This is a genomic window from Cryobacterium sp. Y29, assembly GCF_002929825.1.
Taxonomy (GTDB): Bacteria; Actinomycetota; Actinomycetes; order Actinomycetales; family Microbacteriaceae; genus Cryobacterium.
Map to the genome: position 1 here is coordinate 73,575 of NZ_PJJN01000034.1, position 14,359 is coordinate 87,933.

13 protein-coding genes are annotated in these 14,359 nt (G+C 64.6%); 4 read left to right on the top strand and 9 right to left on the bottom strand.

Going from position 1 to position 14,359, the window contains the following annotated elements:
- Window positions 1-11 precede the first annotated feature (11 nt).
- A complete protein-coding gene (locus tag CXY74_RS10595) occupies window positions 12-1,022 on the bottom strand; it encodes a glycerophosphodiester phosphodiesterase family protein (RefSeq protein ID WP_104200407.1) in 1,011 nt (336 codons plus the stop codon).
- Between the two features lie 221 nt (window positions 1,023-1,243).
- On the opposite strand from CXY74_RS10595, the gene CXY74_RS10600 reads away from it, so the two are divergent.
- From CXY74_RS10600 to CXY74_RS10605, 3 genes are all read left to right on the top strand, one after another.
- Window positions 1,244-2,017 (top strand): Bax inhibitor-1/YccA family protein, encoded by a 774-nt coding sequence (locus tag CXY74_RS10600; protein WP_104200408.1) that lies wholly within the window; start codon window positions 1,244-1,246, stop codon window positions 2,015-2,017.
- 92 nt (window positions 2,018-2,109) lie between these two features.
- The gene (locus tag CXY74_RS17585) at window positions 2,110-2,262 is read left to right on the top strand and encodes a hypothetical protein (RefSeq protein WP_158252349.1); all 153 of its coding nucleotides are present in this window, start codon (window positions 2,110-2,112) and stop codon (window positions 2,260-2,262) included.
- A 73-nt stretch (window positions 2,263-2,335) separates the two neighbouring features.
- Window positions 2,336-3,598: an MFS transporter gene (locus tag CXY74_RS10605; protein WP_104200409.1), complete on the top strand. Its 1,263-nt coding sequence runs from the start codon at window positions 2,336-2,338 to the stop codon at window positions 3,596-3,598.
- Window positions 3,599-3,622: 24 nt separating this feature from the next.
- Here the strand turns inward: CXY74_RS10605 and guaA are convergent, their stop codons facing one another.
- From guaA to CXY74_RS10630, 5 genes are read right to left on the bottom strand one after another with little or no spacing between them, the layout of a single operon-like run.
- Entirely contained in the window at window positions 3,623-5,242 is a 1,620-nt protein-coding gene (gene guaA, locus CXY74_RS10610) for a glutamine-hydrolyzing GMP synthase (RefSeq protein ID WP_104200410.1), read from the bottom strand.
- Window positions 5,239-5,673: a DUF3817 domain-containing protein gene (locus CXY74_RS10615; protein ID WP_104200411.1), complete on the bottom strand. Its 435-nt coding sequence runs from the start codon at window positions 5,671-5,673 to the stop codon at window positions 5,239-5,241. The genes guaA and CXY74_RS10615 overlap by 4 nt, the downstream gene beginning before the upstream one ends.
- Window positions 5,674-5,682: 9 nt before the next feature.
- A complete protein-coding gene (locus CXY74_RS10620; RefSeq protein WP_233193354.1) occupies window positions 5,683-6,462 on the bottom strand; it encodes an SURF1 family protein in 780 nt (259 codons plus the stop codon).
- A gap of 5 nt (window positions 6,463-6,467) precedes the next feature.
- Window positions 6,468-7,943 carry a cation:proton antiporter gene (locus CXY74_RS10625; protein WP_104200413.1) on the bottom strand — a complete coding sequence of 492 codons (1,476 nt, stop codon included), beginning with the start codon at window positions 7,941-7,943 and terminating at the stop codon, window positions 6,468-6,470.
- A 3-nt stretch (window positions 7,944-7,946) separates the two neighbouring features.
- Window positions 7,947-8,480 (bottom strand): cation:proton antiporter regulatory subunit, encoded by a 534-nt coding sequence (locus tag CXY74_RS10630; protein WP_233193339.1) that lies wholly within the window; start codon window positions 8,478-8,480, stop codon window positions 7,947-7,949.
- Window positions 8,481-8,642: 162 nt separating this feature from the next.
- Between CXY74_RS10630 and CXY74_RS10635 the strand changes: the two genes are divergently transcribed.
- The gene (locus tag CXY74_RS10635) at window positions 8,643-9,410 is read left to right on the top strand and encodes a hypothetical protein (protein ID WP_146070117.1); all 768 of its coding nucleotides are present in this window, start codon (window positions 8,643-8,645) and stop codon (window positions 9,408-9,410) included.
- A gap of 139 nt (window positions 9,411-9,549) precedes the next feature.
- Here CXY74_RS10635 and CXY74_RS10640 read toward each other — a convergent pair whose 3' ends face one another.
- The 3 genes from CXY74_RS10640 to guaB form a co-directional block, all read right to left on the bottom strand.
- Window positions 9,550-11,280 (bottom strand): glycerol-3-phosphate dehydrogenase/oxidase, encoded by a 1,731-nt coding sequence (locus CXY74_RS10640; protein ID WP_104200415.1) that lies wholly within the window; start codon window positions 11,278-11,280, stop codon window positions 9,550-9,552.
- A 111-nt stretch (window positions 11,281-11,391) separates the two neighbouring features.
- The gene (locus CXY74_RS10645) at window positions 11,392-12,510 is read right to left on the bottom strand and encodes a GuaB3 family IMP dehydrogenase-related protein (RefSeq protein ID WP_104127898.1); all 1,119 of its coding nucleotides are present in this window, start codon (window positions 12,508-12,510) and stop codon (window positions 11,392-11,394) included.
- 95 nt (window positions 12,511-12,605) lie between these two features.
- Window positions 12,606-14,108, bottom strand: a complete 1,503-nt coding sequence (gene guaB / locus CXY74_RS10650) for an IMP dehydrogenase (protein ID WP_104200416.1) — start codon at window positions 14,106-14,108, stop codon at window positions 12,606-12,608.
- Window positions 14,109-14,359 lie beyond the last annotated feature (251 nt).

A 14,359-nucleotide genomic window follows, 5' to 3' on the forward strand; every position in this document is an offset into this window, starting at 1 on the left:
AGGCGGGCCGGTCAGCGCAACCCGTCGCGCACGTGCACGGCCAGATCGGGGTGGTCAACGAACACACCGTCGATACCCGTCTCGAGAATCAGGCGAAACTCCGCCTGCCAATGGCCGAAGTCCGCTCGACGAATACCGCGCCGGAACGTTTTCGCCAGAAACTTATTCTCTGGCCGCAGAGTCCAGCAGTAAATCTCCAGCCCTGCGTTGTGAGCATCATCGACCAGAGCGGATGCCCCGACAACGTCACCCCCGTCATCCGTTTCGAGAATGAGCGATTTCACGACGCTGATGCCGTCGATGCGTTCCGGCCCGGCGGCGAGGTTCGCAAGCCCGTCTGGCGTGAGGTGGTCGGTGTAAGGCAGCGCCCCGGCTCCGTGCTCGGCGACCTGGTCAGCCGGGTACCCCTGGTCTTCGAGTAGAAAGATCCGCTTGCCGCGCACACCCTCGGCCCGCACCCGGTCGAGCACGCTCGGTTCAAAGCTCTCTACGGTGAGGCGGTCGGTGTTCCAGCCGGCCGCGGAGACCTCGGCGGCGAACAGCTCGGGCAGCGGCAGGTCGAGGGCGGCGAAATAGTTGGCGTGCTTGATCTCAGCGACGATGCCGAGCACCCGGTCGGTCCGCTCGGCCGCGGCATCGACGAGGTCGAATAGGTCGCGCAGTCGCAGCATCGGCTGCTGGCCGTCGAAGGTCGCGTTGTTCTGCCGTAGCCTCGGCAGCCTTTCGCGTGCACGCAGGGTGCTCAGTTCTGCCCAGGTGAAGTCCTCGGTGAACCAGCCGGTGACCAGCTTGCCGTCGACGTGCTTTTCAGTGCGGCGAGCGCCGAATTCGGTGCGTGTGGCGACATCCGTCGTACCGGAGATCTCGTTTTCGTGGCGGATCACGAGCACACCGTCGCGAGTTGCCACCAGGTCGGGTTCGACGGCGTCGGCGCCGAGGGCGAAAGCAAGATTAAAGGCGGCACGCGTGTGCTCTGGCCGGTAGCCGCTTGCCCCGCGGTGGCCAATGACGATCGGTTGCATGGTTGCAGGTTAACCGCGCAGGCAGAATGGATGCTGAGGGGCGGTGTGCGCTTATAGCGGAACGACTCCGAATGCCGCCGGGAATGCTGCAAATCCGCTGATCCCCAGCACATTCGACAGCGCTCTCCGGTACCTTTAAGGAAGTGCCGCACCAGGCGCTGCGTGCTGGCCCGCCCGCGCGCACCCGTTACTCCTCCAGCTGATTGTGAGTACAGCAACACATGGCATCCTCCAACCCCGCTTTCTCCCGCAACGAAGCGTTCGGCGCTCGTGGCGCAGTGGCGTCGTCGCAGGCCCTCTCTGACAACGATCTGCAGTCGATGTACAACCGGCCCGCCGCCGGTGCGCAAGACACCGAACGCATGACTTATGAAGACACGATCACCAAGACCGGGATTGCCTTCGCGGTTCTGATTATCGGCGCCGCCCTCGGCTGGGTAATTCCGATCTTGGCGATTCCGGGCGCGATCGCCGGCCTCGTCCTCGGCCTCATCAACACCTTCAAGAAGGAGCCGTCACCGGCCCTGATTCTCGCATTTGCCGCGGCCCAGGGACTCTTTGTCGGCGGCATTTCCGTGATGTTTAATGGCTTGTACGACGGGATCGTCGCCCAGGCCATTCTCGCCACACTCGTGGTGGTCGGCGTGACCCTCGCCTTGTTCCGCAGCGGCAAGATTCGCGCGTCGAAAAAGGCCACGAAGATCTTTCTGATCGCCATGATCGGCTACGGAATCTTCTCGCTGATCAACTTCGGACTCGTCGCCTTCACCGGCGCCGACTCGATGCGCAGCGGCACGCTCGGCCTGGTCATCGGCCTCTTCGCGGTCATCCTCGCGGCGTACTCGCTCGTGCTCGACTTCGACTTCATCCAGAAGGGCGTCAACAACCGCGCCCCGCGCAAGTACGGCTGGAGCGCCGCCTTCGGCATCGTACTGACCGTCGTCTGGCTGTACGTGGAACTGCTACGCATTTTCGCCATCCTTCGCGGCGAGTAGCACTTTCTAAGGACATAGAAAAGCACCTCCGTCGTTAGGATGGGGGTGCTTTTTCGTTCTCGAGGCACACCAAAATGTGGTTGGCTGAAGCAATGAGTTTCACTGACCTGCACACGCTGCTCCCGCTCGAAGCAAACGGCATGAACGCCGCGTTCGGCTTCATCGGAAGCGCCATCGTGCTCCTCGGCCTCGCCTGGGTGGTCATCATCGCTATCCGTCGCTATCTCAAGGCCCCCAAGGACTGATCTACCGGCGAGGAGAGCGCCGTCGCCAAGCAGCGACGCCGTCATCGTCTGCGCCTGATCTAAACTCGGGGTCATGTCGCTCGGTCTCCCCTTTCGAGCGCTGTGGACATCCAGTGCCTCCTCTAATCTCGCTGACGGGGTTGCGTTCATCTCGATGCCGCTCCTGGCCGCATCGCTCACTGATGATCCGCGACTCGTCGCAGGCCTGGCGACGACCTACGCCCTGGTTCGACTTCTCGTAGCGCTACCCATCGGGGTCTGGGTCGACCGGGTCGATCGGCGCACGCTGCTGATCGGCGCCAACCTCATCAGGGGACTGGTCGTGATCGGTTTGGCCATCTTTGTGCACCTGGAGCTTGCAACTTTGCCGCTGCTCTATGCCGTGTTGGCGGTGGTCGGAACGCTGGAGAGCGCGGCGGATAACGCATCCGTTTCTCTGCTGCCCGGGGTCGTGCCGGTCGAGCAGCTGGATCGTGCGAATGGCCGCATCTCGGCAGCACAGCTGGTGGCCGATGAGTTCGCGGGCCCCCCGCTCGGCGGACTGTTGTTCGCCGTCGCGGCCGCGGTTCCCCTGTATCTTATGGGCGGGCTGTGGGCTGCGGCCGGGCTTCTCGCACTGGCGCTGCCGATGCGCGGGATCGGGGTGCGCGGGATCGGGGTGCGCGGGATCGGGGTGCGCGGGATCGGGGTGCGCGGGCTCGGGGTAGAAAGTGGAAGCGCACTGATACGACGCCAGCCCGCTGTTCGCGAAGCCATGCAGGGTGCCCGGTGGCTGGCCGGCAACCGCACGGTTGGCGGGCTCGCACTAATCGGTGCCCTCGCGAGCGTGGGCTATATGCTTCCCTTCTCGATCCTCGTTCTGTTCGCTGCGGAGCGGCTTCACCTCGATGGCTTGGGCTACGGGGTGATCCTCGCCGTTTCCGCACTCGGTGGGCTGGTCGGGTCGTTCGCCACACCACGCGCGACAGGCCGCATCGGCTACCGCGGCACGATCGTCGGAAGCCTTATCACGGGTGCCGTGTCGCTGCTCGCGCTCTCTATCAGCACGAGTGGTGCCATCGCCGCTGCGCTTCTGGCGGTCTATATCCTCCACGCTGTGGTGTGGGGAATCTGCGCAACCTCTCTCCGACAACGACTCGTCCCCGACGATCTGCGCGGCCGAGTCAACGCTGCGTCCCACGTGCTCAGCCTTCTCGGCTTGGCGCTCGGTTCCGCGCTCGGCGGCTTACTGGCCGTGGTGAGTCTGCCGCTTTCGATCGCCGTCGGTGGCGGAGTCTTCGTGTGCTGCGCGGTACTGGCGGCCATCATCATTCCCAACGAAGGAGAGCACGACTAGCCCGGCCTGTCACTTACGTGGGGATCACTCCCACTCAATGGTTCCCGGCGGCTTCGACGTGACGTCGAGCACGACACGGTTGACCCCGTCCACCTCGTTGGTGATGCGGTTCGAAATCTTGGCCAGCAGATCGTAGGGTAGGCGAGTCCAGTCGGCGGTCATGGCGTCTTCCGACGACACGGGGCGCAGCACGATCGGATGCCCGTAGGTACGTCCGTCGCCCTGCACGCCCACTGACCGCACATCGGCGAGCAGCACGACCGGGCACTGCCAGATCTCGCGGTCGAGGCCGGCGGCGGTCAACTCGAAGCGCACGATCGCATCCGCTTTGCGCAGCAGATCGAGGCGTTCCTGGGTGATCGAACCGACGATGCGAATGCCCAGGCCGGGGCCGGGAAAAGGCTGGCGCTGCACAATTTCGGCTGGCAGGCCGAGCTCGGCACCGATTGCGCGCACCTCGTCTTTGAACAGGGTGCGCAGCGGTTCGACCAGTTCGAACTTGAGGTCGTCGGGCAGGCCGCCCACGTTGTGGTGGCTCTTGATGTTGGCGGTGCCGCTGCCGCCGCCGGACTCGACGACGTCGGGGTAGAGGGTGCCCTGCACCAGGAAGCGGATCGGGTCGCCGTCGATTTCCTTGGCCTCTTCGATCAGTTCAGCCTGGGCCTGCTCGAAGGTGCGGATGAACTCGCGACCGATGATCTTGCGCTTGGTCTCCGGGTCGCTCACGCCTTTCAGCGCATCGAGGAACTGCTCGCGCACATCCACGGTGACCAGGCGGATGCCGGTGGCCTTGACGTAGTCTTCCTCGACCTGGCGGCGCTCGTCTTCGCGCAATAGGCCGTGGTCGACGAAGACGCACACCAGCTGGTCACCGATGGCCTTGTGCACGAGGGCTGCGGCCACGGCGGAATCGACTCCGCCGGAGAGGCCGCAGATGACCTTGCCGGTGCCGACCTGGGCGCGAATCTTCGCAACCTGCTCCGCGATGACGTTGCCGCTGTTCCAGTCGGGGTTGATGCCGGCGGCACGGTGCAGAAAGTTTTCCAGCACATGCTGGCCGTTTTCGGAGTGTTTGACCTCGGGGTGCCACTGCACGCCGTAGAGCCGCTTCTGGTCGTTAGCAAACGCGGCGACCGGGGTGGAAGTCGTTGAGGCCAGCACGGCAAAGCCCTCGGGCGCGGTGGCGACCGAATCGCCGTGGCTCATCCACACTGTCTGACTGTCGGGCTGGTCGGCCAGCAGCACGTTGTCGGCGTTGCTCACGACGACCGGGGTCGAGCCGTATTCGCGGGCTCCGGTGTGAGCGACGGTGCCGCCGAGGGCGGTCGCCATCACCTGGAAGCCGTAGCAGATGCCGAGCACGGGCACACCGAGTTCGAAGATTGCCGCGTCGAAGTCGGGCGCACCGTCGGCGTAGACGCTCGACGGGCCACCGCTGAGCACGATTCCCCGGGGGTTCTTCGCGAGCACTTCCGCTGCGGTGATCGTGTGCGGCACGATCTCCGAATACACGGATGCCTCCCGCACGCGTCGCGCAATCAGCTGCGCGTACTGTGCACCGAAGTCGACCACGAGAACGGGGCGATCGAGTCCGGAGCCGGCGAGGGGAGCATCCGCTGACGCGGTGTCGAGGGTGTCAGTCATGAATGCACCTCGGCAACTTTTTTCGCTTCGAGCTGCTCCAGGGAACGTTTGACGCGGCGGGTCATGGGGCCTTCCAGAAAGAACGAGAGCGTGGGGACGATGCCGCCGAGGGCGATCAGCACGAAGAGCGGGAACGGCCAGCGCATCAGGCTCCACAAGCGGAAATCGGCGAACAGATAGAGCACGTAGAACCAGCCGTGCACGATCAAAATGATCGTGCTGAGGTTGATCGCGGCGACCGTGTCGCGCGGCACGAAGGCGAGGAAGCCCTCGGAGCCGTTCATCTCGAGTTCGTAGCCGAGCACGAACTTGGCGTAGACCTCGGCGCAGAGCAGCAGCAGAAAAACACCGGTGATGATGGACGACACCTGGTAGAGCCGCAGCGCACCGGGGATTCGGGAAACATCGGCGGGCTTGGGATCAAGTGGCATAGAACAATTCTACGCGCCCGTGCTGGGAGCCCCTGCAGCCACGTCTTCGAGCGCGGCTTCTTCCTGCTCGCGTTCCCAGGCATCGCGCACCAGTCGGTACCAGAAGAACACAGCGAACCCAGCGAAGACGACCCACTCGATGGCGTAGAAGATGTTCAGCCAGTTCAACGACTGGTCGACTTGGGGTATCGGGGAATCAATCAGGTCGAGGCCGGCCGGGGCGTCAGCGCTCACGATGTAGGCCGAATAGACAGACTCGTCCGTGAAATCGGCCCACAGATTGATCAGAGCGGATGGCGCGACCTTCGTCAGTTCCATCGAATCGCCCTCGGGGTCGGGCAGCTCAGGGGCCTCCCCTGTGAGAAAACGCCCGGTCAGGGCAACCGGGGTGTTTTGCGGTTCGGTCTGAAGTTCAGCGATGACGGCCTCGGCCGTGGCCCGGTCTGGAGCCCATCCGCGCGCGACGGCGATGCTGGCGGCGGTATCCGTTCGAAAATGGCTGACGACCCAGAACCCTTCGACACCGCCGTTGAAGCGGGTGGTGATCAGGGTCTCATCACCGGCCACCCAGGCCCCCTCGGTGGCTACCATCTGGCCGGTCGCGATCTGTGTCACCCCGCCGTCAGGCTGCGCCACTTCAGCGAGCGGCTTCACCTGCTCGGTAGCTCGCTCCACTACGACGCCGGACTCGATGGCGCGCTCCAGCTGCCAGTGCCCGAGCAGGGCAAAAGCAGCGGCAATACCGAGGGCAAGCAGCAGTGCGGCCACCCAGCGGGGGCGCAGCATCATTTTGATCACGAATAGTCACCTGTGTGGGTTTCTCGCCCGGGTTTGCGTGCCGGTGTGTCGGCCGGATCATCGGGTTCTGGGGGATGCTGACGGAGAGCGAAATCGGCCATAGAATCTGAGTCTGAATCGCCCGAATGCGAAGGTCGTACCGATTTCACAGTATCGGCCGACGCTTGGGAATTGGCCGAGTCACGCTTGGACCTCCGGCGGGCAGATACGTCGGCATCCGCTGCCTGAGCGGCCGTCGCCGCGTCGACGAGCGCGGTCTCTTCGTCGAGCATCGGGTTACGCGGCGCACGAGTGACACCGGATGCTGGCACCCGGCCGCGCAGGACCGACCCGATCTTCTCGGAATTCGCCGCGAACAGCGGACCAAGAATTGCCATGACCAAAACGTAGAGGCCCGCGAACGGTTGCAACCGCGGGTCGAGACCGGCCGCGACGGAGAGCGTCGCCAGAATCAATGTGAACTCGCCGCGATTCACGAAGATCGCGGCGGTGTTGAGGGCCTCGCGTGGACCCATTTTGTGCAGCCAGGCCAGCAGCGCTCCCGACAGCAGGCTCAAGACGAAGGTCATCACGATGGCCACGAGCACCACGCCGATCACCGATCCGAACTGGGCCACGTCGAGGGCGAGGCCGAAGTTGAGAAAGAAGAACGCCGCGAAAATGTCGCGCAACGGTACCGCGACGCGCTCGATTCGGGCGCGGTAGCTGCTCGCTCCGAGCACGACGCCGATCAGGAATGCGCCAATCGCGTCGGTCACGCCGATAATCTCACCGATGCCGCCGAACAACACCACGAGGCCGAAGAACAAAATAGTGAACAGTTCGTCGTCTTTGGTGCGCATGAGGCGGGACACCACTCGGCCGCCCCACCTGGCGAGCGAGAACATGGCCACGAGAAAGAGGAATGCGATGGAAAGCTGGAGCACGATCGGCCAGATCTCGGTCTTGCCACTGAGCACGACGGAGACAATCGACAGGTAGATGGCGATGAAGATGTCGCCGACCACGGTCACGCCGAGGATCATCGGTGTCTCTTTGTTCGCGAGGCGGCGAAGCTCGATGAGCAGTTTGGTGATGATCGCGCTCGAGGAGGTGCCGGTCATGCCGGCGATGACGAGGGCTTCGCGCGGTCCCCAGCCCACGAGCAGGCCGAAAATGAAGCCGACACCCATATTGATGAGAATCCAGGATCCGCCGGAGATGATCAGGGTCTTGGCGTTGCCGAAGAACTCCTCCTGGTCGAACTCGAGGCCCAGGCTGAACAACAACAGGATCAGGCCGAAGACGGCGATGAGCTCGATGTCGCCGGACTCAAAGTCGAGGGGAAAGAAGTCGGTGTTTGGGCTCGCGAGAAGGCCCACGACCATATAGATCGGGATGGTGGGGAGCCCGATCAGTTTGCCCAGGCGGCCAAGAACATACGCGACGACGAGCAGGGTGCCAAGAACGAGGAGATCTTCGCCCACGTGCATCGCTTACCCCCCGGGTGGAGCGTCGACGGTCTTCGCCTTCACTTCACCGGTGCGGAAGAACGCGAAGGCCTTGACGACTTTTTCGGGCGAACCCGCGACGACCAAGGTGTCACCGGGGAAGACCTTGAAGTCGGCAGCGGGGGCCGGGTTAGCCGATTCGCCGCGCACGACGGCGACGACGGTGAGTCCGGCGATGCCGCGGTCGGCCGGGTTGCCGAGGGCCTGGCCGGCGATATGGTCTTCGTAGTCGACGGTGAACCAGTCGATACTGAGGCCGGGAATCTGGTCGAGGGCACTGAGCGACTCGGTGATCTGGGTACCGCCGAGCAACTCGGCGAGGGTGTGCGCCTCGTCTTCGTTGAGCCGAAGCGACACCTTGCTCGCGTCGGGCCCGCCCTCGTCGTCGGCGAAGGTGATGAGGTCGCTGTGGCCGGAGCGGTGGGCGATGACGCCGACCTTGCCGCCGTCATCCGTGATGAAGGTGTGCAGAACACCCACGCCGGGAAGTTTGACCCGCCGAACATCAACCATTGTCATGACTCCTGAGGTCTAGGGGCAGTTCTCTTATTCTACCGGAGCCGCTTTCGCCGTCTGCGCGCCGCCTGTCGCGTCACCGCGCCCGGTACCGGTGGGCGCTCCCGCTCGAGTTGGTGCGACCTGCGGCACTCGGCGCGGTGAGCGGTCCGCGCCGATCCACCGGTGTTCTCCCACCACTCTGCGGCGGCGATCTGGGGGTTCCCCCGACCCACAAGCTGGCCGACGGATGTCCATATCACCGTCCCGCAGGCGTTGGGCGGTCGTTCCACGCCCGGAATCGTGCGGCACAGCGCCACCACCCCGGACGCCCTGCCGAGCGGCGCTATCACGCGCGGCGGACTGTTGGTCACGTCCGCGGCCCAGACTGCCGTCACGATGGCACGCGTGCTGCCGTTTCCGCAGGCTGTCGCGATGATGGACAAGGCCATTCACATACCACGCAGGATGGCACCCGAAGGCAGCCCAGTGACGATACCGGTGACGCGCGACGAGTTGCAGTCGGCCGTGGACGCGCTCGCAGGCTCTGGCCGACGTTATGGCAAAAGCGCAGCACTCCGCGCCGGGGACTTCGCGTCGACGCAGTCCGATTCCGGCGGGGAGTCGATCAGCCGCGCGCACATGTTCCTGCTCGGATTCATCGCTCCGGACTTGCAGGTGCGCTTCGACGATGCCGCAGGGTTCATCGCCTATGTCGACTTCTTCTGGCGAGGCATCAACACGGTCGGCGAGTTCAACGGGCTCGGCAAGTACGCCAAGGAGGCCTACATGAGCGGACGCACCACCGCCGAGATCGTGATGAACGAGAAGCGCCGTAAGAATCGAATTCGCGCGTGCGGGCCATCCGTTTCGCGATGGGATTGGCCGGTCGCACGCGACCTCGAGGCTTTCGGAATGTTCCTCTCGCGAATCGGCGTCCCCCGGACTCGGTAGCCCACCCGCGTTCTTGCGCCGTCAGCGCGCCCGATGCCGGTGGGCGCTCCCGCTCGAGGTGGCGCGACCACCGACAGGTGGCGCGACCACAGCTGGCGCGTCACCGACAGGTGGCGCGACCACAGCGGGCGCGGCCGGGCTAGTTCGTGACCACGATGTCGGGGGCCTCGAGGCGCACCCGGTCGGCGGATTCGTCGTTCGGCTCCTCCTGCGAAGCACGCTCGGCGGCAACCCGGGTGAGGTAGAAGCCGACCTCGCGGTCGATGCGCTCCTGGTCCCAGCCGAGCACGCCCGCCATCAGCGCTGCGGCGACCGGCGCAGCCGAAACCCCGCGGTCCCACGCCTCGATCGAAATGCGGGTGCGGCGCGCGAGCACGTCTTCGAGGTGCAGCGCGCTTTCGTGCGAGGCCGCGTAGACGACCTCGGCACCGATGTAGTCGTCGGCGCCAGGCAACGGTTCGGCGAGCGCCGGGTTGGCGCGAATGAGGTCGAGCAGCTCGTCGGTGAGGGTTCCGTAGCGGTTGAGCAGGTGTTCCACCCGCACGGTGTGCACACCGAACGCCTTGGCTATCTTGCCGCGCTTATTCCACGCCGCCTGATAGCCCTCAGCACCGAGCAAGGGGATGTCCTGGGTCGCCGAAGCGGGAATGCGGCCATCGAGGGCCGACACCGCGGCATCCACTGCGTCCTTGGCCATGATGCGGTAGGTGGTCCACTTGCCGCCGGCGATCACGACGAGGCCGGGAACGGAGTGTCCGACGAGGTGTTCGCGGGACAACTTGGAAGTCTGGTCACTCTCACCGGCCAGCAACGGCCGCAGGCCAGCGTAGACACCCTCGACGTCTTCCCTGGTCAGGGGCACCGTCAAAACCTCATTGATGTGTTCGAGGATGTAGTCGATGTCGGCCGCCGTCGCGGCGGGATGCGCCTTGTCGAGGTACCAGTCGGTATCGGTCGTGCCGATGAGCCAGTGCCGGCCCCAGGGAATGACGAACAAGACGCTCTTCTCGGTGCGCAACAACAGGCCCATGGCGCTCTGGAACCGGTCACGCGGTACCACGAGGTGCACGCCTTTCGACGCCCGCACCTTGAAGGTTCCCCGCTCGCCGACCATGCGCTGGGTGTCGTCGGTCCAGACCCCGGTCGCGTTCACGACCTGCTTGGCCCGCACCTCGAAGTGTTCGTCGGTCTGCAGGTCATGGGCGCGCACGCCGACGACGCGCTCCCCCACCTTGATGAAGCCTTCGACGCGCACCCGGCTGGCCGCATGGGCACCATAGAACGAGGCGGTGCGCACGAGCGACGAGACGTAGCGGGCGTCGTCGACCTGGGCGTCGTAGTAGGTAATACCGCCGATCAGGGCGTCGTTGGCCAGGCTCGGCATGAGCTTCTGCACCTGACTCTTCGACAGGTGGCGGTGGTGCGGCACGCCGGGCGGGCGACCGCCGGTATAGGAAAAGATGTCGTAGAGCAGCATTCCGGCGCCGATATAGAACCGCTCGGTGAAGCGCTTCTTGAGCGGATAGAGAAACCGGACCGGCTTCACCAAGTGCGGCGCGATGCGCTGCAGCAGCAGACCACGCTCGGTGAGCGCTTCGCGCACGAGGCGAAAGTCGAGCTGCTCCAAATAGCGGATGCCTCCGTGCACGAGCTTGGACGACCGGCTCGAGGTGCCCGACGCCCAGTCCCGCGCCTCGAGGATGCCCACGCTCAGACCGCGGGTGACAGCATCGAGTGCGGCGCCGGCGCCGACGATGCCGCCGCCGACGACGAGAATGTCGAGTTCCTTTTCTCGGAGTTTGGCGAGAGCGGAGACCCGCTCCTCAGGACCCATTTTTGTGGACCGCGTGACCGAATTGTGGGAGGCCATTACTACTCCTGTTCAGACTCAGTGTTGAAGACGAGAGGTCAGGGGAGGTGCGACAAACAAGTGCGACATCAGTGTTGCGGGTAATGCTGAAAAGTACGTCTGTTTTCGACGCTAGTTCACTCGGTACGGCGCGACAACCACTTCAACCCGCTGAAATTCTTTGAGATCGGAGTATCCGGTGGTTGCCATCGACCGACGCAAGGCGCCAATGAGGTTGGCCGTGCCATCGGCGACCGGTGCCGGGCCGTACAGAATCTCTTCGAGCGGGGCCACTGTGCCCACCTCGACCCGCTTGCCGCGCGGCAGCTGCGGGTGGTGCGCCTCGGCGCCCCAGTGGAATCCCCCACCGGGGGCATCCGTCGCCCGGGCCAGTGCGGTTCCGAGCATGACGGCGTCGGCGCCGCAGGCGACGGCCTTGACGATGTCCCCCGAGGCACCGAGGCCACCGTCAGCGATGACGTGGACGTAGCGCCCACCGGATTCGTCCATATAGTCGCGGCGCGCGCCGGCGACATCCGCTACGGCAGTGGCCATCGGCGCGTGGATGCCGAGGGTCGCGCGGGTGGTCGACGCTGCTCCCCCGCCGAAACCGACCAGAACGCCCGCAGCGCCCGTGCGCATGAGGTGGAGGGCCGCCGTGTAGGTGGCTGCGCCACCGACGATAACGGGTACATCGAGTTCGTAGATGAACTTCTTGAGGTTGAGCGGTTCCTGGTTCTGCGACACGTGCTCGGCCGACACTGTGGTTCCGCGAATGACGAACAGGTCGACGCCAGCGGCAACGACGGTTTCATAGAGTTCCTGGGTGCGCTGGGGCGAGAGCGCCCCGGCCACCGTGACGCCTCCCGCACGAATCTCCGCGAGCCGGGCGGTGACCAAGGCCGGCTGAATCGGTGCGGAGTACATCTCCTGCATGCGTGCTGTGGCCTTATCGGCGGGCAGGTTGCGAATTTCAGCGAGCAGCGGCTCGGGGTTCTCGTGCCGGGTCCAGAGGCCCTCGAGGTCGAGAACACCGACGCCGCCGAGCTGTCCCATCATGATGGCCGTGGTGGGCGAAACGACGGAGTCCATTGGCGCGGCGAGTACCGGAATGGCGAACTGGTACGCATCGATGGTCCAGCTAACCGACACGTCCTCCGGGTCGCGGGTGCGCCGACTGGGCACCACCGCGATGTCGTCAAAGGCGTATACGCGGCGTGCGCGCTTGGAACGGCCGATCTCGATTTCCATGGTCCTAGTTTAGACGGAGCCACCGACATCCCTTTTTCGAGCGGATGCCGCCGCCCCCGCCCGATTGAGAAGCAGGGGCGACGAACCGAAAAGCCCTACCGACGGTAGTTCGGGGCTTCAACCACGATCTGCACGTCGTGCGGGTGCGATTCCTTGAGCCCGGCGGGCGTGATACGCACGAACTTGCCTTTTTGCTTGAGCTCGGCGATGGTGCGGGCTCCCACATAGAACATGGACTGCCGCAGGCCACCGACCAGCTGGTAAGCCACGGCGGCGAGGGGGCCGCGGAACGGAACCTGACCCTCGATGCCCTCGGGAATGAGTTTTTCATCACTGGGAACGTCGTTCTGAAAGTACCGGTCTTTGGAATAGGACGTCTTCGTGCCGCGGGTCTGCAGCGCTCCGAGCGATCCCATGCCGCGATAGGTCTTGAACTGCTTGCCGTTGACGAAGACGAGTTCCCCGGGGCTTTCGGTGCAGCCGGCGAGCAGAGAACCGAGCATGACGGTGTCAGCGCCGGCCACGAGAGCCTTGGCGATGTCACCGGAGTACTGCAGCCCGCCGTCGGCGATGACCGGAATGCCGGTTTCCCGTGCGGCCAGCGAGGCCTGGTAGACGGCGGTGATCTGGGGTACGCCCACCCCGGCCACGATGCGGGTGGTGCAAATTGAGCCGGGGCCCACGCCCACCTTGATCGCGTCCGCGCCCGCGTCAATGAGCGCCTGGGCACCGGACCGGGTGGCCACGTTCCCGCCGATCACATCGACGTCGGCAAAGGCTTTGTCGGCCTTCAGGCGTCGAATGATGTCGAGCACGCCGGCGCTGTCACCGTTGGCGGTGTCTACGACGAGCACGTCCACCCCGGATTCGAGCAGTGCGGTCGCGCGCTGCCAGGCGTCACCGAAGAAGCCGATGGCCGCGCCGACGCGGAGGCGTCCTGCATCGTCCTTGGTGGCGAGGGGATATTCCTCGCTCTTGTCGAAGTCCTTCACGGTGATCAGGCCGGTGAGCTTGCCTTTGGCGTCGATCAGGGGGAGCTTTTCGATCTTGTGTTTCGCGAAGATCGCCAGGGCGTCTTCGGGAGCCATTCCAACCTTGCCGGTGATCAGCGGGGACCTCGTCATGACCTCGCTCACCCGGGTGAACGCCTTCCGGGCGTATGGAACGAAACGCATGTCCCGGTTGGTGATGATGCCCACCAGAATTCCATCGCCGTCGATAACGGGCAGCCCGCTCACGCGGAACTGGCCGCACAGGGCGTCGACCTCGGCCACTGTGGCGTCGGGCGACGTGGTGACCGGATTGGTGATCATTCCGGATTCGCTGCGCTTGACCAGGTCGACCTGTTCGGCCTGATCCTCGATTGAGAGGTTGCGGTGCAGAATTCCCAGGCCGCCCTCGCGGGCCATGGCGATCGCCATGCGCGTTTCGGTGACCGTGTCCATGGCGCTGGAGAGCAGCGGCAGCGACACGTCGATTCGTCGGGTCAAGCGGGATTTGGTGACCGCTTCGCTGGGAATGACGTCGGTGTGCCCCGGCAGGAGCAGCACGTCGTCGTAGGTGAGCCCGGTAAATCCGAACGGATCTGGCTGATCCATGTAACCCCTTACCTCTAGCTGAAAACAGAAAATTGTCCGCCAAATCGCATGATTTAACGGGTTCTTCAATGTTAAGCGTGTTTGCGCTCATCACATTCCGCCCACGAATCGTGAGCTGGTGCGAACTTTCGAAAAAATTAGGACATAATCGGCACTTACAACACCAACGACGTTGGCTGTACTTGTCCGGCGCCCGCTCGGTCAGCCACCGGTCGGCACCAACATGGAGGTCCCGTGAAGTCCACTCTTAC

Excerpts from the sequence above, each read along its gene's own strand:
- CXY74_RS10595 (WP_104200407.1), bottom strand. The coding sequence starts at position 1,022 with ATGCAACCGATCGTCATTGGCCACCGCGGGGCAAGCGGCTACCGGCCA.
- CXY74_RS10600 (WP_104200408.1), top strand. The coding sequence starts at position 1,244 with ATGGCATCCTCCAACCCCGCTTTCTCCCGCAACGAAGCGTTCGGCGCT.
- CXY74_RS17585 (WP_158252349.1), top strand. The coding sequence starts at position 2,110 with ATGAGTTTCACTGACCTGCACACGCTGCTCCCGCTCGAAGCAAACGGC.
- CXY74_RS10605 (WP_104200409.1), top strand. The coding sequence starts at position 2,336 with ATGTCGCTCGGTCTCCCCTTTCGAGCGCTGTGGACATCCAGTGCCTCC.
- guaA (WP_104200410.1), bottom strand. The coding sequence starts at position 5,242 with ATGACTGACACCCTCGACACCGCGTCAGCGGATGCTCCCCTCGCCGGC.
- CXY74_RS10615 (WP_104200411.1), bottom strand. The coding sequence starts at position 5,673 with ATGCCACTTGATCCCAAGCCCGCCGATGTTTCCCGAATCCCCGGTGCG.
- CXY74_RS10620 (WP_233193354.1), bottom strand. The coding sequence starts at position 6,462 with ATGATGCTGCGCCCCCGCTGGGTGGCCGCACTGCTGCTTGCCCTCGGT.
- CXY74_RS10625 (WP_104200413.1), bottom strand. The coding sequence starts at position 7,943 with ATGCACGTGGGCGAAGATCTCCTCGTTCTTGGCACCCTGCTCGTCGTC.
- CXY74_RS10630 (WP_233193339.1), bottom strand. The coding sequence starts at position 8,480 with ATGACAATGGTTGATGTTCGGCGGGTCAAACTTCCCGGCGTGGGTGTT.
- CXY74_RS10640 (WP_104200415.1), bottom strand. The coding sequence starts at position 11,280 with ATGGCCTCCCACAATTCGGTCACGCGGTCCACAAAAATGGGTCCTGAG.
- CXY74_RS10645 (WP_104127898.1), bottom strand. The coding sequence starts at position 12,510 with ATGGAAATCGAGATCGGCCGTTCCAAGCGCGCACGCCGCGTATACGCC.
- guaB (WP_104200416.1), bottom strand. The coding sequence starts at position 14,108 with ATGGATCAGCCAGATCCGTTCGGATTTACCGGGCTCACCTACGACGAC.